Source organism: Virgibacillus sediminis, assembly GCF_042643265.1.
GTDB lineage: Bacteria > Bacillota > Bacilli > Bacillales > Amphibacillaceae > Virgibacillus_O > Virgibacillus_O sediminis.
Genome location: NZ_JBHRRZ010000039.1, coordinates 1 through 20,523, shown reverse-complemented (window position 1 = coordinate 20,523; position 20,523 = coordinate 1). Strand labels below are relative to the sequence as shown.

Below are 20,523 nucleotides of genomic sequence, written 5' to 3'. Positions count from 1 at the left end.
GAGTGGTTCGACGAGCGGCTTTCCATATGAAAAGCCGGAGTACAGGTTAGCAGTACTCCGGCTTTGTACCGATCAATAATTAATAACACCATATTTACGCATTTTATTGTAGAGCGTTACTCGTGAGATACCAAGCATCTGCGCGGCAGCTGTTTTATTTCCTCCGGCCTGCTGTAGTGCTTCTTCCAGCCGCATTTTTTCTATGTTTTCCTTTTCGGCAGGGAGGGATGGTGCATGGAACGGAAGAGGTTTGCTTTCCTGTTGGCTTGCCGGTTGAAAAAAGCTGAGAAGATCCTGTTTTCTAATGATAGAGGAATCGGAGAGGATGAGTATCCGTTCCACTATATTACGGAGCTCTCTTACATTTCCGGGCCAATGATATTGCAGCATGGCCTCCATAGCTTCCTTCTCAAGAGTAGGGGCAGGCACCTGATATTGGGAAGCAAAGTGTTTCAAAAAATTCTGGGTAAGCTCAGGAATGTCATTGATCCGCTGACGCAGTGGAGGCATGGTGATTTGAATGACATTCAAGCGATAAAACAGATCAGACCGGAACAGCTTTTGTTCCATGCGGGATTCAAGATCCTGGTTGGTTGCGGCAATGAAACGCACATTAACGGGGGTACCAGTTGAACTTCCCACCCGGTATAACTCACTTTCCTGAAGGACTCGGAGGAGCTTTACCTGCATTTCCAGAGGCAATTCCCCGACTTCGTCCAAGAACAGGGTCCCGCCGTTAGCCATTTCGATTTTCCCTTTCTTCCCTTTCTTTTCTGCACCAGTAAAAGCTCCACCTTCATAACCAAAGAGCTCACTTTCAAATAAAGCGGCAGGGATAGCACCGCAGTTGACTGGGATGAATGGCCCTTCGCTGCGAGGGCTGGCTTCATGAATAGCCCTTGCACATACTTCTTTACCTGTTCCGCTTTCTCCCAATATCAAGGTAGTCGCATCCGTCTTGGACGCCTTCATGGCAATTTGAATGGTCTGCTGCAGTGCTTCACTCTTCCCTCGCAGTTTGGAAAAAGGCGTTTCATCGTTATTTGTATAGACTATTTGCCGAAGCTCATTCAACTCCGTGTTGGTTGTCTGGAGATTGTCATTCAATTTGACAATTTGGGTGATGTCCCGTTCTACAGCAATGGCACCGATCAGTTCCTCCTGCTGATCAAAAATAGGCGAAGCATTCAGGACGACATGTTTATCCTTGCGTGGCCGGTGGTAATTGCTCTGTACCGGTTCCCTTGTTTCCAACACCTTGAAAATCATTAAATCATCTTTGTCAAAGAATTCGTGGATAGGGCGGCCAATAATATCCTCGCTATTTATGTTGTAGGTCCGAACCGCAGCTTCGTTCCAGAAGAGTACCTTTTTATCAGTCCCTACTATAGTTATAGCGTCATCTTCAGCAGCCAGAACGGCTTCCAAGTAGGCAAGAATATTCGTCATCGGCAGAGGCCTCCTTTTATTTGTATAGTGTTAACATTGTTAACTAATGTGTTAACCTTAGTGTAAAGATGTTTTACAATTTTGTAAACAAAACTCGAGTTAATTGGAAATAAATGTGCTTTAATTTTCTCTAGAAAAAATTTTTTATAAATTGTAAGCCCTTACCAAATAAGGGGTTCCAAATTTTTTTTAGAAAAAAATAGTTAAAATGCATGAGGTTGGCATATTTTTTGCTTATATATAAGTGGTGGGGGTAATTTAATTTCTTTGTATAATTTATCTTAGTTGATTGTGAGAAGGATTTTCATAAAAAATATAGGAGGTTTTTATTTTGGTATTACCATTCAAACACGAACCATTCACAGATTTCTCTGTAGAGCAGAACCGTAAGGAGTTTGAAGCAGCACTGGAACAAGTCAAAGGGCAGCTTGGCCAGGACTATCCATTGGTCATCAATGGCGAGAAAATATTTACGGATGATAAACTAGTATCCTATAACCCTGGTAACAAAGAAGAGGTCGTAGGAAGAGTTTCCAAAGCTACCAAACAACATGTCGATCAGGCTATGGAATCTGCTGAAGAAGCGTTCAAAACTTGGAGAAAATGGACAGCTGTAGAACGTGCTGAAATTTTATATAGAGCCGCTGCTATTGTTCGCCGCCGCAAGCATGAGTTCTCTGCATGGCTGGTATACGACGGCAACAAACCATGGGGGCAGGCTGACGCGGACACAGCAGAGGGAATCGACTTCATGGAATATTATGCCCGTCATATGATCGAACTTGCTAAGGGCAAAGAAATCAATGACCGTGTGGGTGAAGAGAACACTTACTTCTATCAAGCAATGGGGCCAGGTGTCACTATTCCGCCATGGAATTTCGCCTTTGCTATTGTTGCAGGTACTACTGTTGCACCAATTGTTGCCGGTAACCCAGTTCTTTTGAAACCATCCGAGAATACACCGGTCATCGCTTATAAATTGGTTGAAGTTCTGGAAGAGGCGGGACTTCCAAAAGGGGTTGTAAGCTTCTTGCCAGGGGATCCAGCAGAAATCGGAGACTATCTGGTAGATCATCCAAGCACACACTTCATCAACTTTACTGGTTCCCGTGCCACTGGTACACGAATTATTGAGCGTGCTTCCAAGGTACAGGAGGGACAAAAGCATTTGAAACGCGTGATTGCTGAGATGGGCGGTAAGGATACGATCATTGTTGATGACAATGCAGATCTCGATCTTGCTGCTGAGTCCATTGTTTACTCTGCATTCGGATTTTCCGGTCAGAAATGCTCCGCCTGTTCTAGGGCCGTCATTCACAAAGATGTATATGATGAAGTACTTGAAAAAACGATCGACAAGGCAAAAGAAATCACTGTCGGCAACCCGGCAGAAGAAAATGCATATATGGGGGCTGTTGTAAACCAGAAGCAGTTCGACAAAATCAAAGAATATACCGAGATTGGCAAGAAAGAAGGAGAACTAGTCTTCGGTGGCGAAACTGACGACTCGAAAGGTTATTTTGTCCATCCGACGATCTTCAAAGATGTTGATCCAGAGGCCCGCCTGATGCAGGAGGAAATCTTCGGGCCAGTCGTTGCTTTTACGAAAGCAAACGACTTTGATGAGCTGTTGGACATTGCCAACAATACCGAATATGGTTTAACTGGCGCTGTAATTTCCAATAATCGTGAACACTTGAACCGTGCACGCTATGACTTCCATGTTGGTAACCTTTATTTCAACCGTGGATGTACTGGTGCTATTGTTGGATACCAGCCATTTGGCGGATTCAAGATGTCCGGGACAGATTCCAAAGCAGGCGGACCAGATTACCTGCAGCACTTCCTGGAAGCTAAGACGCTTTCCCAAGCATTCTAATTGCATACAATAAGATAATGAATAGTTGCGGCGTGGAACAACCCGCTGCAACTATTAATATATTATACAGATTGGGTAAGCGGTTACAGCTTTGGCAGTGCCTATTCCAACTTGGCAGGAGACTGCAAGTGGGATTTTTATTACAATATCATTGTGTATTTATACATTTTTTTGTATAATTATAAGCAATTAGATAAAGGAGCTGCTGGATATGTCTAATTTGACAAAGAACTTTTTTATAGGCTTATCAAATAATAGAATATTGAATGAAAATGCAAAAAAATGGGGATTTCGCCTGGGAGCTGATAAATTTGTTGCTGGGACGAATATGGAAAGTGTAGCTGATACCGTAAAAGAATTGAATAAGCAGGGTATCTGCTGCACATTAGACCATCTGGGAGAGTTTGTCACGGAAAAGAAAGAAGCATTGGAAGCAAAGGATGAATGTATTCATATCCTGGAAAAAATTCATGAGGACAGCCTTGATTGTCACTTGTCGGTGAAATTGACCCAACTCGGCCTGGACATCGATCAGTCATTCTGTATGGAGAATATGAAAGAGATTCTCGCAGTTGCTGACCGTTATGATTTGTTCATCAATATTGATATGGAAGATTACTCCCACTATCAACAGACATTGGATGTGCTGAAACAGCTCAGGGAAGAATATAAAAACGTTGGGACAGTGATCCAATCCTATCTGTTCCGTACCCAGGAAGATTTGGAGGAGTTGAAAGACGTACGTCTTCGTCTTGTGAAGGGTGCTTACAAGGAGAGTGCGGATGTAGCCTATCAGGACAAGCGGGACATCGATAAAAACTTCCTGAATATTGCCAAACAGCGCTTGCTTGGAGATGCATTCACCTCCATCGCGACCCATGACCATATGATTATCAGTGAGTTGAAGGATTTTATCAAAGAGAATAATGTCTCTAAAGATAAGTTTGAGTTTCAAATGCTTTATGGTTTCCGGAACGATATGCAGTTTGGCTTGGCAGAGGAAGGGTATAATTTCTGCACATATATTCCATTCGGCACCGACTGGTTCGGCTATTTTATGCGCCGTCTCGCCGAACGTCCGCAGAATATGAACCTTGTCCTAAAAGATACCTTCTACACAAGAGATAATAAGCTGAAAAAAGAACCGCTAATTGCAGGAGGATTGGCTGCAGGAACGCTCTTGCTTATGCTGGGGCGGAAAAAGAAAGTTAAATAAAGAATATTAAAAATGACCACACCGCCAAGTGCATGGTCATTTTTATTTGGTAGATAAAGCCCTGGTAAACCCAAGGAAAAGATTCTAACTGCGCAGGTCATTCTGCCTGCTTCCGGTATCCCTGCTAATTCATGTTTTTGCTTCCCCGGACATACAATGGTCAGAGGTTGTCCATACACAGGACGGGGAGGGGGGACCTAATGAATCGATTCATACTTAAAAGTGGACTAGTTATTTTTGGCGGCGCTGTACAGGGATTCGGAATGGGCTTGTTTCTTTTTCCTCATTTCATCCCCTCCGGGGGTGCAGGAGGGATAGCTGTTTTGCTGAATTATTTATTCGGTTTGGGAATGGGTGCCGCTCTTTGGATCGTCAACTTTTCATTTTTGCTGCTGGCTGTCAACTATTTCGGTAAGAGGTTTGTTGTATGGACAGTGGTAGGCATTACTGTTACGTCCTTATCAATCAACTTCTTTCAGCATCAAGACCTTATTGCCAATCGGCATTTAATTTATGACCTGATCATCGGATCGGTCTTTTTAGGGACGGGGGTAGGGATTCTCATGCGTCAGGGCGTCTCCAATGGAGGAATAGGTGTGGTTGCTCTAATGATTTCCTCTGGGAGGGATATACTGCCGGGAAGACCGCTGTTTCTTCTGAATGCTTGCATTTTCTTGATAACGGCCCTGATTATTGACTTGAAACTGATCTTCCTCGCCCTCATCAGCCAATGGATTTCGACGAAGGTGGTTGATTTGATTTGCCAGCTCAATTTCCAACCCGTATACACCCTGGCATTCAGGAAAAAGACATAGCAACTTGTTCATAAATATTTATAGCGAACGGGTGTATTCTTTTTCTCTTTACCATCCTTGCCCTTAACATGAAGCAGGAACAGCACGAGAAGGCCAACCAGCAGTGTAAAAGCTGCAATGGATAAAAACATTCCGGCTTTCGACCAGTCCATAAGTCTGGAAAACACAGGAGGTCCCAGTGCTACCCCAAGGAACCGGACGGAACCATATAAAGAAGTGACAAAGCCCCTACGCTCCTTCCCGACTGCTCCTGTAATAATGCTGTTTACACAGGGAAGCACCAGCCCTGCACCAACACTGCTGATTGCGAGAACGGCAAGAAAAGGGACAATTTTTTCAAAAAACACCAGCAGTGCATAAGAAAGAGTCATGAGTGCTAATCCGGTGACCACCAGTTTTTTCATTCTTTCTAGATTCTTGCCGATCCGGGTTCCGGTTATATAAGCGGTTGTTACCATGACCAACAAAGGGATGGCCAGAATAAAGCCTTTCAGGACTCCATCTATAGAATATTTCTGTTCCAATGTATCCGATAGGAAAAAAAGGATGCCGAATAATGTAAACAGACAGGTCCCCCCAGCCAGGTACGTGGTGAACAACCAGCGTCCCTCGTGCTTGAAGACACTTAATAGGCCTCGTACATATTTTGGAAAGGGAGGAGGAGCCTGACGGTTGCTTTTTTCTTTTATGAACAGCCAAACAAGGATTGCCGATATAAGGCTGAAGGCAGGAAAGACAAAGAATACGGAAAACCAGGCAATCAAGCCTACTAAAGCACCGAGTATGGGGGATAAGACCTTCCCCAGCCCATTAGAAGCCTCGAAGATACCCAGCACCCGACTTTGTTCTCCACCTTTGAACAAGTCTCCCGTTAAAGCCATGGCAATCGGTGCAGTTCCTGCTGCACCAATTCCCTGCAGAGACCTGCCTATCAAAATCCATACATAGGAATTAGAAAATACCGCAGCACCGAAACCGGCCAATAAACCGCCAAGGCCAAACAAAATTAGGGAGGGGAGAATGATAATCTTTCGGGAGAACCTGTCGGATAAATAGCCGATAATGGGAATGAAGATTGCCGCCGCAATGGAAAATACAGTAATAGTCATACTTACCTGGAACTGGGAGAGGTCCAATGAAGATTTCATCTGTGGGAAAATAGGTATCAACATGGAATTTCCCAGTGTCATCATTAATGGTATGGACCCAATGGCGGCGATGGCCATATTTTTATTTTTTTGTTTCACTTCTCCTCCACTCCTTTTACATGATCAAGAATGTTTCTATTTAATATTAATGGGAGGGGCTGTAAGCCATCCCTTTTCTTTGGTCACTTTCAACAACTTTAATTCATACTCTTCTCTTTCCGTATGGAACTCCCCGAACATTGCCTTAATGTCCTCCCGGATGGAGATGCCTGTTACATAGCTGCACAGCATTTTTCCGCTGAAAAGTTCCTTTTGGACCAGCCGGGCAATTTCCTGGTCATTGAACCGGGCACCAGCCGGGATATCCTGCAGTTCGACATTTGGACGGTCAGGCGGGGCAGGGGGCAGACGAATACCTGTTTCTTTCAAAAGAGCTTCCACCTGCTGTTCCTCCTGAACGAATCCATTTTCCAGCAAATCCTCAAGAAGAATTTTCAAATCGTGGTCTCCCGTGTGATTGATAAGTACTTGCATAGTAACCAACGCCTCTTTGGCTGAATGCAAATAGGACCATAAATGGAAGACCTCACCGGAATGCAATGGCTCATTCTGTGGTGCTTCACCCATAATGCCCATGTAGATGACCTCCTAGAGATTATTTGTATAGTTAGTTTTCCTGAAATAGAGAAAATTATTTAGTTAACTTTACGTAAAAAAAGATGAACAGGAGGGCTCCTGTTCATCTTTCATCCATATATTAGTAAACTTTGTCTCCATTAAAGATGGAATTCTTAACAACTACATAATCCACATTTCGAATGGCTTCCAATCTTCTTCCGCCTGCGTAGGAGATAGCCGACTGAAGATCCTGTTCCATTTCCGTCAGTGTGTCCTGTAAAGCGCCTTTATGCTCTACGTACATCTTTTTGCCTTCCACGTTTTTCTTTTCGCCTTTTTGAAATTCGGATGCAGAACCGAAATATTCTTTATAAAGCTTGCCGTCCTTTTCCACGGTTTGACCCGGGGACTCTTCATGGCCTGCAAATAGGGAGCCGATCATTACCATAGTGGCACCGAAACGAATCGATTTTGCAATATCGCCATGGGTCCGGATGCCTCCGTCGGCGATAATCGGTTTGCTTGCTGCTTTTGCACACCAGCGAAGGGCGGCGAGTTGCCAGCCTCCCGTACCGAAACCCGTCTTGATTTTGGTGATGCAAACCTTTCCTGGGCCGATCCCAACCTTTGTAGCATCTGCCCCGGCATGCTCCAGTTCACGGACAGCTTCCGGGGTGCCGACATTCCCTGCGATCACAAAGCTTTGCGGCAAGTGCTGTTTAATATGATGAATCATACGGATAACCGCCTCGGAATGTCCGTGAGCAATATCAATCGTGATATATTCAGGAGCAAGTTTTTTCTCTGCCAGTTGTTCAATAAATTCATATTCCTCATCTTTTACCCCGACACTGATGGAAGAAAGCAATCCTCGGGAAGTCATATCCTTAATGAAAGAGATTCTTTTTTCTGGTTCAAACCGGTGCATCACATAAAAGTAACCGTTTTCCGCCAGGTAGCGGGCTATATGCTCATCGATGATCGTCTGCATATTTGCCGGGACAACAGGCAATTTGAAGGTGTGCTCGCCCAATGTAACGTTTGTTTCACATTCCGATCTACTATTAACCACACATTTTGCGGGAATTAATTGTATATCCTCGTAATCAAATACATTATCCATTATTTCAACTCCTAAAAACGAATGATTTATAAAAATTACAGTTAAACGTTCGTATATTTGTAATGTAACCTATTTTTGACATGATGTCAAAGTTTTTAGGAGGAGTACAGGTAAGACATTCAATAAACATGATAAAACTCTGGTGCCGTATTGGTTTGGGAAGAGCAAGGCTCGGGCTAGCAGCGATGCAGGGAGATGGGTGAACTGGTTACTGGATGAATTATTCCGATCCCTATCACCGCTCAAATGATACCTTTCTCCTCAAGATAACGGATAAGGAGACTAGCTGACTCGGTGACTGTCCGGTTTTCTGTTTGGATAGTCAAATCAGGGTTGACTGGTGGTTCGTATGGCGAATCAATACCGGTGAAATCCCGGATTTCTCCGTTTCTTGCCTTTCGGTAAAGTCCCTTTGGATCTCTTTCTTCACAAATATCAAGTGGACAGTCAATATACACTTCAAAGAATTCCCCTTCTTCAAAAAGCTGGCGAACCCGTTGGCGATCCTCACGGAAAGGGGAGATAAAAGCGGTAATGACAATTTGGCCGCTGTCTACAAAGAGTTTGGCAGCTTCACCGACTCTTCGGATATTTTCTATCCGGTCTTCTGCAGTGAAGCCAAGACCCTTATTCAGGCCATGCCGTATATTGTCTCCGTCCAGTACGTAGCTTCTTATACCCATTGTGTGTAACTGTGTATCGAGTTCATTGGCAATAGTTGATTTCCCAGAACCAGAAAAGCCGGTAAACCAAAGGGCACAGCTCTTATGGTTATTCAATTTTTGGCGGTCCTTCTTATTAACAGCAGATGGATGCCATACAATATGTTTTCTTGTCAAAAGGACCACCCCGCCTTGGACGGTGGCATAATAGCCTGAATTTCCTTTGAACCCATGTGCAGGTCGGATAATCTCTCTCGATAAGGTCTGTATATCTGATTAATTGTTTCTCCCGAACAGGTATCTGGATTCCGTGGTGTTTGTATAACCCCTGGGAGATCCATCTTTACTATTTTGGGTTCGATATTACTTGGATCGACTTTATAACCGGTTTCCTCTTTGTTGATCATGGTGCTGTCATGAGCATTAAGCATGATGAAAACCTCCTGACTGCTTTAATAAAAGTTTTCTTTGATATTAATATCTTCTCTTTAATAAAGGCTGAGTTTTGGTTAATGGTTCCCACCACCCCAATATAAAAATCATACCGGAAAGCAGCAAGACCAGGGCTGCCCCGGTCCAGTCCCAGCCAAGTGAAAATTTAACAAGGCTATAAGAGATAACCAGTGAGAAGAAAGGGGAAAGAACCCATGTCTTTAGCAGTTTCGTAACAATACTCGATCGCCAGATCTCCTTTCCTTGATCTGATACTGCAATTCCAAGGATGCTTGAGGTTGTGATTTGTGTATGTGGAACTGGAATGCCGAAAAAAGACGCTGTGATGACTATGGACGCTCCAATACCTGAGACGGCTCCACCCTGAAGGAGGCTTAATTTAGTGATTTTTTTGCCGTTTGTCTCCATCACTCTTGCACCAAGCACAAATGCTCCCAGGGCAATGATGAGGCCGCCGGCGATTATACCTTGATCCAGCCCGATCACCCCGGAAGCAATCAAAGGGCTGACGGCATTTGCTACATTATTCATGCCCGCAGAAATAGCTTCAAGGAAGCCGATGAGAACAACAATAGCTGCGATTGCCTTGAACGATTTTCTTTTCTCAAGGAAGGGCAGCTTCCTTTCTGCCACGTTGATCCATTTATTCGCCGCAATAGCCAGTGAAAAGCCCAGTATTGGTACGAGTATCCAGCACAGCACAATGACCATTAGTGTATCAATGTGTAATGCATTATAGGCAATGCCAACTCCTGTGACAGCTCCTACTGTCACTTCACTGGTAGATAATGGTATTCCGCTCAAGTTGGCTAAAAATAGTGACAGGGATGCTGATACGAGAATCATAAGAGCTACTGGAATGGTGATGATTTCCTCTGGAACTACTTCTGACCCTAATGTTTCTGCTACATGGCTGCCGCCTAAAGCAGCACCAAGGAAAACGCCAATCCCGCAGAGAAACAAGGCTTTCTTTCTGGATGTAACAGCACCTGTTCCGTAAGCAACTCCCATCGAGGCTGCAGCACCACTTGCTCCGATATTCATAGCGAAAAAGAATGCAATCAAACATGCAAGAGCAGTAATCATACTCACGTTAACCCCTTAGTCCTGGTGGAGACCGCACTCTTTTTTGCTAAAGCCGGCCCAACGTCCGTTACGCGAATCCCCTTCCGTTCCTACAGGCAGCGTACACATTTCACAGCCGATGCTAGGGTAATTCTGGTCATGGAGTTGATTGTAAGGCAAATTATTCAGTTTGATATAGTTCCAAACATCCTCCCAAGTCCAGTGAATTAGCGGACAGATTTTCACCTTCTGGAATTTATTATCTTTATTTACATATTCCGTGTTTTTTCTGGTGGCCGATTGATCTCGACGCAATCCGGAAATCCATGCATCTACATTTGAGAGTTCTTTTTTCAGTGGTTCAATTTTCCGAATGCCGCAACATTTATCAGGAGTCCGCTCCCATAGCCTATCTCCGAATTCCTCTGCCTGCTGTTCCAGTGTATAAGAAGGCTGGACCATACGGATATTCAGGGTTGGATATTTTCGCTTGGTTTTTTCAATCAGTTGGTATGTCTCTTTAAAATGCAGATTAGTATCGAGAAATACAATGGATGCTTCCGGATTCACTTTGGAAATCAAGTCAATCAGAACCATACTTTCTGCTCCAAAGCTTGAAGCGTATAAAATCCTATCCTGGTAGACCCTGAACGCCCATTTGATGACATCCATGAAATCGCTGAATCCAGTATTAAGCTCTTTCTGTAGTTGGTCGTTCCATTGGAAGAAAGTCAGTCTGTTTTCCATATTTTCTCCCCGCTTTACGTTTTTTTTGACAAGTACTAATTAACGTAAATGTCTAGGTGTCTGCCTTAAATCAATGTATTCATCAATTTGTGGAGTGTTACGGTGAAAGAAAGGTGAAGTTGGAGCCCTAGCGGTGACACAACGTTTCAGGGCATGGTAAGACAATTAGGATTTTTGGTTTTTGTCACGCTATTTTTTTGGGCGAATATACATAGGGTGAGCGATTGATATAGAGAGGATCCTTTCCACTGGACACACGAATGAAGCTTATGCCGTTGAAAATTAGGAGGGGAGAGCATTTTGCAAGTTTCAATTTATCAGGGGGCGTTCCCCCCTTCTGCTGCTGATGCGGCTATCGTTATTGATGTAATTCGAGCCTTTACGGTTGCCCACTATGCTTTTCTGCAGGGGGCAGAGCGAATATACCTTGCCGAGACAGTGGAACAGGCATTTCACATGCAAAAAGAGAACAAAGATTATCTTTTGGCAGGAGAGGTGAAGGGGGAAGCTATAGAAGGATTTGATTTGGAAAATTCTCCATACCAAATTACAAGAAGAGATCTTCACGGAAAAACACTCATTCAGAAAACTACAAATGGGGTAAGAGCAGCATTAAATTCTCTAGCGTCCGGGCATGTTTTCGTGACGGGTTTCACTAACGCCCGGAAGACGGTGCATTATATTCAGGAGAATCTTGCGAGCGATCTGGAAACAGTTAATATTATCGCTTCCCATCCGACCGGCGATGATGATCTTGCATGTGCCGAATATATGAAGAGCCTGTTTGAACAGGATGCCTCCATTACCTCCGGGCAGGTAAGAGACAGAATCATCCGGTCGGAAGCGGCTGAAAAATTCTTGGATGCGAGCAATATTACCTTTCGTTGTGAGGATATCTCCTATTGTATAAATGAATTGGATACTAATTTTGTCATGAAGATCAACAAGGCCCGAAAGATACCAATGATAGAGAGGGTTTATCTATGAAGAAAACAGAACTGGAGCTTCCGGTCAGGGAAGCGAAACCTAGAAAAAATGGATTGACGATATTAATCGACAACGGCGCACCTGTCCAATCATTCAAGGATGTTGTTAATAGTTCTAGTGATTATATTGATATGGTGAAGTTCGGATGGGGTACATCACTGGTTACGCATTTTCTACAGCAAAAAATTGAATGCCTGAAAGACAATAATATCGGATTTTTCTTCGGCGGCACTCTTTTCGAGAAATTTTTAAGCCAAGATAAAATTGACCAGTATTACAACTATTGTCAGGAATACCACTGTACCCATGTGGAGATATCCAATGGGACCATCAATCTATCCAATTATGAAAAGGCACAATTCATCCAAGACTTTTCCCAGGATTTCACGGTATTCAGTGAAGTAGGGGATAAAAATCCTGAGGCAGCTGCTGAACTAGAGTCGGCAGAATGGCTGGCATGTATCGAGGAAGATCTGGAGGCAGGAGCTGACAAAGTAATAACAGAAGCTAGGGAAAGTGGTACCAGTGGGATATGTGGCTTGGATGGAGAAGTGCGCGCAGATGTGCTGGGAGGGATTGAAACATCAAGAATTCCCTTGGAGAAATTGATTTTCGAGGCACCTACAAAGAGGATGCAAGCATTATTCATTAACCGGCTAGGTCCTCAAGTGAATCTGGCCAATATTGCTCTATCGGATGTGATCTCTTTGGAGACACTGCGGCTGGGATTACGGTCTGATACATTTTTTTGCTGACGCACTTTAAAAAATAGGGGGAGATATGAATGAGAAAAACGGATAAAGTGTTTCATTTGGCAATTCCATGCAAGGATCTGGAAGAAACCGCAGAGTTCTATCAGAAGCTTGGATGCAAACTGGCAAGGAAGTATGATGATCGGGTGACTTTCGATTTTTTTGGGGATCAGGTAGTATGCCATCTAAGCCCCAATCATATAGATGAACAGCCACGGATGTACCCGCGGCATTTCGGCATTACCTTTTTAAACAGGGAAGAGTATGATCAAGCATTAGAATATGCAATCAAGGAAGAACTTCCTTTCTTTAAAAAGCCAATGGTTCGGTTTGAAGGGAAGAGGGAAGAGCATCTGACCTTTTTCCTGGTTGATCCGGCCAACAACTTATTAGAATTCAAATACTATCACGATGCAGCAATGGTGTATTGAGACAGTGGTATAATAATTTTGTTTGATTGGTGAAAAAGTGAAGAATAACGGAATATGTATTCTTCACTTTTTCGTATGGTCAACTTTTTACCCCGTACAGGATGAAAGTTACACCCAGCACAATCCAGACCGCCTTTTCTATGGATAGTTTATCTGCCAAGCCATATAGACCGATGGTGGTCGTGGCTACCAGCACCAGAGGCCCTGTAAAAGCAAGGGAGCTATTGATGATGAGGGCTTTTTCAATCTCATTGAATTTTATCATCAGAAAAGCCGCGAAAATTTCAATCGACCCGGATAATAGTCTCAAAAGTGCCATTGCGACCACTGTTTTCTCCAATAAGGTAAACATTTTCCTTTCCCCTCCTATGCTGTACTTCTTTCAGTATATGCTTGGCCTGTCCGAATATGGGAATGTATTTTGCTGATTTCCCTTGGTTTATCCAGTAAGTAAAAACCGAGGAAAGTGGGCAGGATAACAATGGGTGATGATTTATGAAAGCAAACGATGAAGAACGTCAGCGCTTTGATAAGGCGGTAGATGAGATCTTAGATTTGTTCAATAACTTAGAAGATGATCAGCCGATTATTAAATTTGGAGACGATGTGCTGGAAAATATCGGACTTGCCAAGAAAAAGTATGGAGACGACATGGTGAATGAAAAGATCAACACGGTTGTGAGGGAGATGCTGTCCTGGCTGGACCTTGAGAACGTGGAGAGTGATGAAGAGGACGAAAGTGAAAATAATGCAGTGGAAGAAGAGGAACAGTGATGAAGCTTGACCGGTCATTGGAAGTCCGGTCAGGCTAAAAGTGAAATTCTATGAAACTTTTTTGGCCTTTCCCCGTATAATTAATGAAGGCAGCCGCATTCCATATCTGTTATCATAGATTTAGAGAAAATGCGAATGCATTGAGGGGGGTCATTTTTGGACAATACAGGAAACATCAATCCGGAACAATTGGAAAAAATGAAGCGTTTTGGTAAGAAGACAGGAATTATTGCTGGGATTGTACTAGCATTTTTTATCCTTATTCTTTTGTCATTCAACTGGATTACAGATTACATATGGATGGAAACCTTAGGATTTTCCAATGTATTTACTACTATCCTGGGAAGTAAAATTTTGTTGGGGGTAATCGGGTTTATTCTATTTATGGCACTGACATATATTACGTTATCTTGGATCCGTAATGCGTATGTCGGCCATTTTCATAGAAACCAGCTGCCGCCATTTCTGGAAGAGCGCAAAAAGAGCCGGCCCATTCTTTTAGGCCTCTCGATCATTGTCGGGGCCATCGGAAGCAGTGTAGTGCAGGGCATAGGCTGGGAGCCTTGGCTGAAATTATGGAACCATACTTCTTTCGGGAAAGTGGATCCGTACTTTAATATGGACATTTCCTTCTATATGTATGTTCTCCCATTTTTGGAACTGGTTCTCGGCATTCTCCTTGGACTGGCTGTTTTCTTCCTGTTGGTGGAAATTGGCTTTTATTCGGCTTTCAATATGTACCGGATGAGCAGGACCGCCCAGCTGCATATGGGTGTAACGCTTGGTTTCATCGGCCTGCTGCTTGCAGGCATACATATTCTGGAGCCATATGGAACCTTGCTGACCAATCGGGTCAATTTGTTTCAAGAAAGTGTAGTGCATGGGCTGAGTTATACGGATCGAATTATCAATATACCGGCATCCTACGTATTGGCAGCCGCAGCTGTCATCGGGAGCATCTGGATGATTGTCTCCCTGGTGCGCGGGAGGATGAGAATGATTCTTGCACCAGTTGTTGCTTATGTGGGCCTGGTAATAATAGCCCAGGGTGCTTCAGTTGTTGTACAGAACTTCATGGTATCTCCGAATGAATTTTCCAGGGAAACACCTTATTTGGAGCATAATCTTGCATTCACACGTGCTGCCTATGATCTAGACAGTATTGACGAGAGGGAGCACCCTGGATTGCAGTCACTGAATGCTGACATGGTCGAACGTAATGAATTGACAATTGATAATGTGCGAATTAATGATGCACGGCCGATCTTGGATGTGTATAATCAGCTGCAGACATTCCGTACGTATTATCAGTTTAACGACATTGACGTTGACAGATATGAAGTGGATGGAGAGTATCAGCAGGTATTCCTTGGTGCGAGAGAACTGAATACTGCTGATCTTCCATCCCAGGCACAGACCTGGGTAAACCAGAATCTCCGCTATACTCACGGATATGGAGTTGCGATGAGTGACGTAAACGAAATAACATCACAGGGGCAGCCGGAATATATGCTGAAAAATCTGCCTCCCCAGGGAGATATAGAGATTACCCGACCGCAGATTTATTTTGGCGAACAGAGTTACGATAGTGTGATTGTCAACAGTTCGGTAGATGAATTCGACTATCCTTCCGGAGATGAAAATATGTCGACAAGGTATGAAGCGGAAACAGGTATTCCCTTGTCCGGAATAAATCGTCTGCTGTTTGCACTGAATGAAGGATCTTTCCGCATGTTTGTCTCCGACCAAGTGACAGGTGAGAGCCAACTGTTGGAGACGCGTAATATCATGGACAGGGTGGAGCGGATTGCACCATTCTTTGATTATGATGATGATCCATATATTTTTGTCCGGGATGATGGAAGTCTTGCCTGGATGATTGATGCTTATCTGACAGCTGATCATTATCCTTATTCAGAGCCCCACCAGGGTGATGAAAGCTATATAAGGAATTCAGTAAAGGTAACGGTCGACGCGTATACAGGTGAGGTGGATTTTTATCCAGCAGAACCGGAAGAACCACTGTTTCAGACCTATGAGAAAATCTTCCCAGACCTGTTCACTTATGATGTACCGGAAGATGTCAGATCTCATTTCCGCTACCCAGTAGAACTGTTTAAGACACAGGCATCTATGTACGGAACCTATCATATGACAAATCTGGAAATTTTCTATAATAGGGAGGATCGCTGGGAATTCCCGACGGAGAAGTATTTCAATGAAGACATAGAAATGGAGCCGTATTACATTACCATGAGACTTCCGGAATACGAGGAAGAGGAATTTGTGCTGATGATGCCATTCACACCAAGAAACAGGCAGAATATGATTGCATGGATGGGAGTCCGTAACGACGGAGAGGGTTATGGAGAAACATTTGTTTACCGGTTTCCTAAGCAGCGTAACGTATACGGGCCACAGCAGATTGAAAATCGAATCAATCAGGACAGCACCATTTCCCAACAACTGAACCTCTGGTCACAGGGAGGATCCGAAGTAATTCGGGGTAATCTGTTGGCTATTCCTGTTGAAGATACGGTGATGTATGTCGAGCCGATTTATATTGAGTCATCGAATGAAACATCGCTTCCAGAAGTAAAACAGATTATACTCGCTTATGGAGATCACATTGTAATGGAAGCTACTTTTGATCAAGCTCTTGAACGGATGCTTACATTAATTGACTCGGATGTGGAATCAGGAGAAGGGGAAGAAGGAGAGTCTGATGCAGAAACGGAACCTACTCAGCCAATCATGGAATCGGAAGAAATTCTGCGAGAGGTTTCCGATCTGTTTGATGCCTACCAAAATGCACTCTCAAGTGGGAATTGGGAAGAAGCTGGGAGCATTATGACAGATATTGAAAACAGGTTAAGTGAGTTGGAAAAATAAGATAAATGGAAGGGCCCTTGCAGGTTTGTATCTCCTCAACAATCGGAGTCGCATTCGCTGCAGGGCCTTTTTATGATAAACGAATAGGAAACAACCGTTCCTTTCCATTAGCGAATGCGTGGAGCGTGGACATGTTATACTATCAGGAGAGAATTAGGAAAGGCGGGGCAATTGAATGGTTTGGGTAATGGCTGGCGGTTTTTTGGGATCGATGATCAGGTATTTTCTTGGTGAGTGGGTACACGCTGGCGGCGGGTTTCCACTTGGTACGTTTCTGATCAATCTGTCAGGCTGTTTCCTGCTTGGTTGGTTCATGACTGCCTCTGTAAAGAAGAAGGTTCAGCAAAAATACATATGGATGATTGGTACAGGGTTTCTTGGATCGTTTACCACTTTCTCCACTTTTTCGGTGGAAACCGTCGGATTAATTGAAGATGGGGCGATTGGTACTGCTGTTCTTTATGTAGGTTTAAGTATTATTCTAGGTATGCTACTTGCATACGCTGGGTTTAGATTAGAAGTAGGGAAGGGGGCTGATTCCGAATGATTCTCTTGGTGGGGATAGGTGGTTCTCTTGGAGCGGGAGCACGCTTTTATCTTGGAAGTTTATTTAACGGCAAGTGGGGCAACTACCCTTTAGGTACCTGGCTGGTAAATATACTGGGTTCCCTATTATTGGGTGTGGTGGTAAACTTTCATGCACAAGGCCAGTTGTCAGACTGGCATTGGATGGCAGCAGGGGCAGGGTTTTGCGGAGCATTTACTACGTTTTCTACCTTTGGCCAAGAGACGGTTGCATTACTCCGTGCAGGAAGGATAGGTGTAGCATCCGCTTATGTATTCAGCTCTGCCTTGATAAGTGTGTTGGCTGCCTTTCTTGGATATGCGTGGTAACGGGATTAGTAGTAAGGTTAGCTTCTACACGTTCAATTAAATATTTGCGCTAAAAAGCAGGTGAAGATCATCTTCTCCTGCTTTTTTATTTTCAGAAAATACTGTAATAACGTTGACATTATTTCCCTTATTCGCTACACTTAATTCAACAATGTTGAATATAAATATACTAAGGTGAATATACTTTGTTATCTAACAAATAATAAAAAGGTAATTGGATTGTCTAATTTCGTATTGTAAGAAGGCGTCAGCTATAGGAGGGATGAGAATGGTCAATTACCCGGATTTTGTGGAACTGAAAGAAGTGGGGCCGCGAGATGGTCTGCAGAACGAAACAAAATGGATTCCTACTGAAGATAAGGTAGCCTGGATCGACATGCTTTCAAATTCTGGGGTGAAGGAAATTGAATACTCTTCTTTCGTCAATCCTAAAATGATACCGGCACTGTCAGATGCACGCGAAGTAGGGCGCCGGATCCAACGTAATCCGGAGGTGTTTTATTCCGCATTGGTGCCAAACCTCAAGGGTTTAGAATATGCCCTCGAAACGGGAATTGACGGTGCTTCCGTATTTATGTCTGTAAGCGAAACACACAATATGAGAAATATAAATAAAACATTGGATCAGACCTTCCCTGTTCTGGAAAAGGTAATTTCGGAGGCGAAGCAGGCAGGAAAAAGAGTCACTGGTTATGTATCCACTGTGTTCGACTGCCCATACGAAGGGCGTATTGATCCGGAACAAGTTGTCCGAGTCTGCGAGCGGCTAATGGAAGCGGGGGCTGATGAACTTTCTCTCGGTGATACGATTGGCACTGCAGTTCCCTCTCAGGTAGAACGCCTATTAGAGTCCATGATTGCCCTTTATCCAAAGGAAAAACTAATCATGCACTTCCATGATACAAGAGGGATGGCCATTGCAAATATCATGACCTCTTTGCAACAAGGAGTCACCAGGTTCGATACCTCGATAGGAGGCCTTGGCGGCTGTCCATACGCACCTGGGGCGGCGGGAAATGTAGCTACTAATGATGTGCTTTACCTATTGCACGGCCTGGGGGTAAACACAGGGATCAATGAGGAAAAAATTCGGGATGCTTCCTTCTTTATACAGAATAAGCTGGGAGTAAAGCTCCCAAGCAAATCGCTTGCTTGTCATCAGCACACTGCTTAATCAGCAATTAAAGCGGTTTCTCTCTCCTTGACGGATACGTTACTCTGTTCTATGCTATTTTATATTCGACTATACGGATAGGGGAGAGTTACCATAGATCTAAATCATATCGGAAAAAAGATAAAGGAAATGCGGCTGCGGAAAAAACAGACACAACAACAGATTGCCGATGCGTGCGGTATCTCTAAAAGTTTGTTATCAAAAATAGAAAATGGCCAGACTGCTTCTGCCATCGCTACCTTATCCAAGATAAGCGATGTGCTGGAGGTGCCGCTTTCCTGGGTATTGGATGACAAGTATGAACAAGATCTAGTATTGCTTCCAAAATCCAGGCGGGAGTCAAAGATCGGCGATGAAAACATGGGGTATTCGTATGAACTGCTGGCTAACCGTTCGCAATTCAGCGGATTAGAGCCTACTATTGTACATGTTACACCAAAGCATACGAACTTAAGGGAAGAGTCCTACACCCATTCACACGATGAATTCATTTACATATTGGAAGGGTCTATCTATCTATCTTACGACGGCGATAAGCATTATATGGAAAAAGGGGATAGCGCTTATTTTCAGGGATCAAAGCCCCACCTGTTCATCCCTGTGAATGATGAAGGAGCTCAGGTACTGACCCTGTTCATCGATACCCCGGTCTAAAGAGGAAAACAAAAGAGATAAGATGATGGAAGCAGCCCCAAAGGTTAGATTTAAAATCTAACCTTTGGGGCTTTTATCATATGAATATAGAGCGGCTTATCATTTTTTGTTTGTACGGAAGATGTAGCCCATCACAGTATAATTCCGGCGCGTAAATGATGATGTAAACTTATAATAGGCTAATAAATGAGACCGTTACAGGAAGCCTGTAAAGCAATTGGTTTTTGTTCTACATCAAGCTGGATGCACAACAGCTTTGAAAACGGTAAGTGCTGAGAGGAAGGTGTAGTTTAGAAAGAAATATTCCTTTTCAAAGAAGGAGGTGAGTTATTCGTTTCTACTGTTGAGTTTCTACAGGGATGGTGTTTCTTGTTTCCTGGTTGGATTATCATGCCTAAAATATCTATTGACTTCTTGAGCACAGGCATGTAATATAGATATCGCTCTTGAAAACAGGCACTTTATTTAAGCGCCCGAGTATAATAGTTGGGGAAAGCCGTAATTCGGCTGTTAATATTTCTCTTGACTGTAGCATGAGACTTATGATATATTAATTAGGTCGCCATAAAGAAGGTGGGCCGGAAAGTTTAACAACACAAACAACGAAATAAAAAAGTTGTTGACATTAACTTTTCGTTATGATATATTAATTAGGTCGCTTCAAAAAAACGACTAAAACACTTTGCTCTTTGAAAACTGAACAAAACAACCAGTATGTCAAGAAGAAACAACTCGTTTTTTCTTATAAACAAGCAGAAGCATTGCTTCTGCAAAAGCTAAGACATTCGGT

The 20,523-nt window shown here is 43.5% G+C and carries 21 protein-coding genes; 12 read left to right on the top strand and 9 right to left on the bottom strand.

Annotation, left to right across the window (positions count from 1 at the left end):
- Positions 1-72: 72 nt before the first annotated feature.
- On the bottom strand, positions 73-1,449 hold the full coding sequence (locus ACFODW_RS15835) for a sigma-54 interaction domain-containing protein (protein WP_390307765.1): 1,377 nt from the start codon (positions 1,447-1,449) through the stop codon (positions 73-75).
- Between the two features lie 331 nt (positions 1,450-1,780).
- Here ACFODW_RS15835 and pruA point away from each other — a divergent pair, with 331 nt between their 5' ends.
- The 3 genes from pruA (at position 1,781) to ACFODW_RS15820 (ending at position 5,359) form a co-directional block, all read left to right on the top strand.
- Entirely contained in the window at positions 1,781-3,328 is a 1,548-nt protein-coding gene (pruA, locus tag ACFODW_RS15830; RefSeq protein WP_390307764.1) for an L-glutamate gamma-semialdehyde dehydrogenase, read from the top strand.
- A gap of 211 nt (positions 3,329-3,539) precedes the next feature.
- Positions 3,540-4,544 (top strand): proline dehydrogenase family protein, encoded by a 1,005-nt coding sequence (locus ACFODW_RS15825; protein WP_390307763.1) that lies wholly within the window; start codon positions 3,540-3,542, stop codon positions 4,542-4,544.
- Between the two features lie 200 nt (positions 4,545-4,744).
- Positions 4,745-5,359, top strand: a complete 615-nt coding sequence (locus ACFODW_RS15820; RefSeq protein WP_390307762.1) for a YitT family protein — start codon at positions 4,745-4,747, stop codon at positions 5,357-5,359.
- Between the two features lie 8 nt (positions 5,360-5,367).
- Here ACFODW_RS15820 and ACFODW_RS15815 read toward each other — a convergent pair whose 3' ends face one another.
- From ACFODW_RS15815 to ACFODW_RS15785, 7 genes are all read right to left on the bottom strand, one after another.
- Positions 5,368-6,585 carry an MFS transporter gene (locus ACFODW_RS15815; protein ID WP_390307947.1) on the bottom strand — a complete coding sequence of 406 codons (1,218 nt, stop codon included), beginning with the start codon at positions 6,583-6,585 and terminating at the stop codon, positions 5,368-5,370.
- Between the two features lie 57 nt (positions 6,586-6,642).
- Positions 6,643-7,143, bottom strand: coding sequence for a DUF3231 family protein (locus ACFODW_RS15810; RefSeq protein WP_390307761.1), 501 nt, complete (start codon positions 7,141-7,143; stop codon positions 6,643-6,645).
- A 121-nt stretch (positions 7,144-7,264) separates the two neighbouring features.
- The gene (guaC, locus tag ACFODW_RS15805) at positions 7,265-8,248 is read right to left on the bottom strand and encodes a GMP reductase (protein ID WP_390307760.1); all 984 of its coding nucleotides are present in this window, start codon (positions 8,246-8,248) and stop codon (positions 7,265-7,267) included.
- Between the two features lie 242 nt (positions 8,249-8,490).
- The gene (gene cysC, locus ACFODW_RS15800) at positions 8,491-9,087 is read right to left on the bottom strand and encodes an adenylyl-sulfate kinase (RefSeq protein ID WP_390307759.1); all 597 of its coding nucleotides are present in this window, start codon (positions 9,085-9,087) and stop codon (positions 8,491-8,493) included.
- A complete protein-coding gene (locus tag ACFODW_RS15795) occupies positions 9,084-9,341 on the bottom strand; it encodes a hypothetical protein (RefSeq protein ID WP_390307758.1) in 258 nt (85 codons plus the stop codon). The genes cysC and ACFODW_RS15795 overlap by 4 nt, the downstream gene beginning before the upstream one ends.
- Positions 9,342-9,384: 43 nt before the next feature.
- Complete coding sequence (locus ACFODW_RS15790) at positions 9,385-10,449, bottom strand: inorganic phosphate transporter (protein ID WP_390307946.1); 1,065 nt, start codon at positions 10,447-10,449, stop codon at positions 9,385-9,387.
- 15 nt (positions 10,450-10,464) lie between these two features.
- The gene (locus ACFODW_RS15785; protein WP_390307757.1) at positions 10,465-11,175 is read right to left on the bottom strand and encodes a phosphoadenylyl-sulfate reductase; all 711 of its coding nucleotides are present in this window, start codon (positions 11,173-11,175) and stop codon (positions 10,465-10,467) included.
- Positions 11,176-11,475: 300 nt separating this feature from the next.
- Here ACFODW_RS15785 and ACFODW_RS15780 point away from each other — a divergent pair, with 300 nt between their 5' ends.
- Genes ACFODW_RS15780 through ACFODW_RS15770 form a run of 3 tightly spaced genes read left to right on the top strand, consistent with a single transcriptional unit; the run spans position 11,476 to position 13,345 of the window.
- A complete protein-coding gene (locus tag ACFODW_RS15780; RefSeq protein WP_390307756.1) occupies positions 11,476-12,162 on the top strand; it encodes a 2-phosphosulfolactate phosphatase in 687 nt (228 codons plus the stop codon).
- Complete coding sequence (locus tag ACFODW_RS15775) at positions 12,159-12,917, top strand: phosphosulfolactate synthase (protein ID WP_390307755.1); 759 nt, start codon at positions 12,159-12,161, stop codon at positions 12,915-12,917. The genes ACFODW_RS15780 and ACFODW_RS15775 overlap by 4 nt, the downstream gene beginning before the upstream one ends.
- A gap of 29 nt (positions 12,918-12,946) precedes the next feature.
- Positions 12,947-13,345: a VOC family protein gene (locus ACFODW_RS15770; protein ID WP_390307754.1), complete on the top strand. Its 399-nt coding sequence runs from the start codon at positions 12,947-12,949 to the stop codon at positions 13,343-13,345.
- A 79-nt stretch (positions 13,346-13,424) separates the two neighbouring features.
- On the opposite strand, the gene ACFODW_RS15765 is transcribed toward ACFODW_RS15770, so the two are convergent.
- Positions 13,425-13,697: a YqhV family protein gene (locus ACFODW_RS15765; protein WP_390307753.1), complete on the bottom strand. Its 273-nt coding sequence runs from the start codon at positions 13,695-13,697 to the stop codon at positions 13,425-13,427.
- Between the two features lie 143 nt (positions 13,698-13,840).
- Here ACFODW_RS15765 and ACFODW_RS15760 point away from each other — a divergent pair, with 143 nt between their 5' ends.
- The 6 genes from ACFODW_RS15760 to ACFODW_RS15735 all read left to right on the top strand — a co-directional run bounded on the left by ACFODW_RS15760 (position 13,841) and on the right by ACFODW_RS15735 (position 19,733).
- Positions 13,841-14,119 carry a hypothetical protein gene (locus tag ACFODW_RS15760; RefSeq protein ID WP_390307752.1) on the top strand — a complete coding sequence of 93 codons (279 nt, stop codon included), beginning with the start codon at positions 13,841-13,843 and terminating at the stop codon, positions 14,117-14,119.
- Between the two features lie 156 nt (positions 14,120-14,275).
- Entirely contained in the window at positions 14,276-17,011 is a 2,736-nt protein-coding gene (locus ACFODW_RS15755) for a UPF0182 family membrane protein (RefSeq protein ID WP_390307751.1), read from the top strand.
- A 175-nt stretch (positions 17,012-17,186) separates the two neighbouring features.
- Complete coding sequence (gene crcB, locus ACFODW_RS15750; RefSeq protein ID WP_390307750.1) at positions 17,187-17,558, top strand: fluoride efflux transporter CrcB; 372 nt, start codon at positions 17,187-17,189, stop codon at positions 17,556-17,558.
- Positions 17,555-17,905, top strand: coding sequence for a fluoride efflux transporter CrcB (gene crcB / locus ACFODW_RS15745; RefSeq protein WP_390307749.1), 351 nt, complete (start codon positions 17,555-17,557; stop codon positions 17,903-17,905). The genes crcB (ACFODW_RS15750) and crcB (ACFODW_RS15745) overlap by 4 nt, the downstream gene beginning before the upstream one ends.
- A gap of 268 nt (positions 17,906-18,173) precedes the next feature.
- The gene (locus ACFODW_RS15740; RefSeq protein ID WP_390307748.1) at positions 18,174-19,079 is read left to right on the top strand and encodes a hydroxymethylglutaryl-CoA lyase; all 906 of its coding nucleotides are present in this window, start codon (positions 18,174-18,176) and stop codon (positions 19,077-19,079) included.
- A gap of 93 nt (positions 19,080-19,172) precedes the next feature.
- Positions 19,173-19,733, top strand: coding sequence for a helix-turn-helix domain-containing protein (locus tag ACFODW_RS15735; protein WP_390307945.1), 561 nt, complete (start codon positions 19,173-19,175; stop codon positions 19,731-19,733).
- Positions 19,734-20,523 lie beyond the last annotated feature (790 nt).

Bases quoted from the DNA above. Each gene is read 5' to 3' on its own strand.
- ACFODW_RS15770 (WP_390307754.1), top strand. From the start codon at position 12,947: ATGAGAAAAACGGATAAAGTGTTTCATTTGGCAATTCCATGCAAGGAT.
- ACFODW_RS15765 (WP_390307753.1), bottom strand. From the start codon at position 13,697: ATGTTTACCTTATTGGAGAAAACAGTGGTCGCAATGGCACTTTTGAGA.
- crcB (WP_390307750.1), top strand. From the start codon at position 17,187: ATGGTTTGGGTAATGGCTGGCGGTTTTTTGGGATCGATGATCAGGTAT.
- ACFODW_RS15820 (WP_390307762.1), top strand. From the start codon at position 4,745: ATGAATCGATTCATACTTAAAAGTGGACTAGTTATTTTTGGCGGCGCT.
- crcB (WP_390307749.1), top strand. From the start codon at position 17,555: ATGATTCTCTTGGTGGGGATAGGTGGTTCTCTTGGAGCGGGAGCACGC.
- ACFODW_RS15825 (WP_390307763.1), top strand. From the start codon at position 3,540: ATGTCTAATTTGACAAAGAACTTTTTTATAGGCTTATCAAATAATAGA.
- ACFODW_RS15810 (WP_390307761.1), bottom strand. From the start codon at position 7,143: ATGGGCATTATGGGTGAAGCACCACAGAATGAGCCATTGCATTCCGGT.
- ACFODW_RS15740 (WP_390307748.1), top strand. From the start codon at position 18,174: ATGGTCAATTACCCGGATTTTGTGGAACTGAAAGAAGTGGGGCCGCGA.
- ACFODW_RS15760 (WP_390307752.1), top strand. From the start codon at position 13,841: ATGAAAGCAAACGATGAAGAACGTCAGCGCTTTGATAAGGCGGTAGAT.
- ACFODW_RS15790 (WP_390307946.1), bottom strand. From the start codon at position 10,449: ATGATTACTGCTCTTGCATGTTTGATTGCATTCTTTTTCGCTATGAAT.
- guaC (WP_390307760.1), bottom strand. From the start codon at position 8,248: ATGGATAATGTATTTGATTACGAGGATATACAATTAATTCCCGCAAAA.
- ACFODW_RS15775 (WP_390307755.1), top strand. From the start codon at position 12,159: ATGAAGAAAACAGAACTGGAGCTTCCGGTCAGGGAAGCGAAACCTAGA.
- ACFODW_RS15835 (WP_390307765.1), bottom strand. From the start codon at position 1,449: ATGACGAATATTCTTGCCTACTTGGAAGCCGTTCTGGCTGCTGAAGAT.
- ACFODW_RS15815 (WP_390307947.1), bottom strand. From the start codon at position 6,585: ATGGCCATCGCCGCCATTGGGTCCATACCATTAATGATGACACTGGGA.
- ACFODW_RS15785 (WP_390307757.1), bottom strand. From the start codon at position 11,175: ATGGAAAACAGACTGACTTTCTTCCAATGGAACGACCAACTACAGAAA.
- ACFODW_RS15795 (WP_390307758.1), bottom strand. From the start codon at position 9,341: ATGCTTAATGCTCATGACAGCACCATGATCAACAAAGAGGAAACCGGT.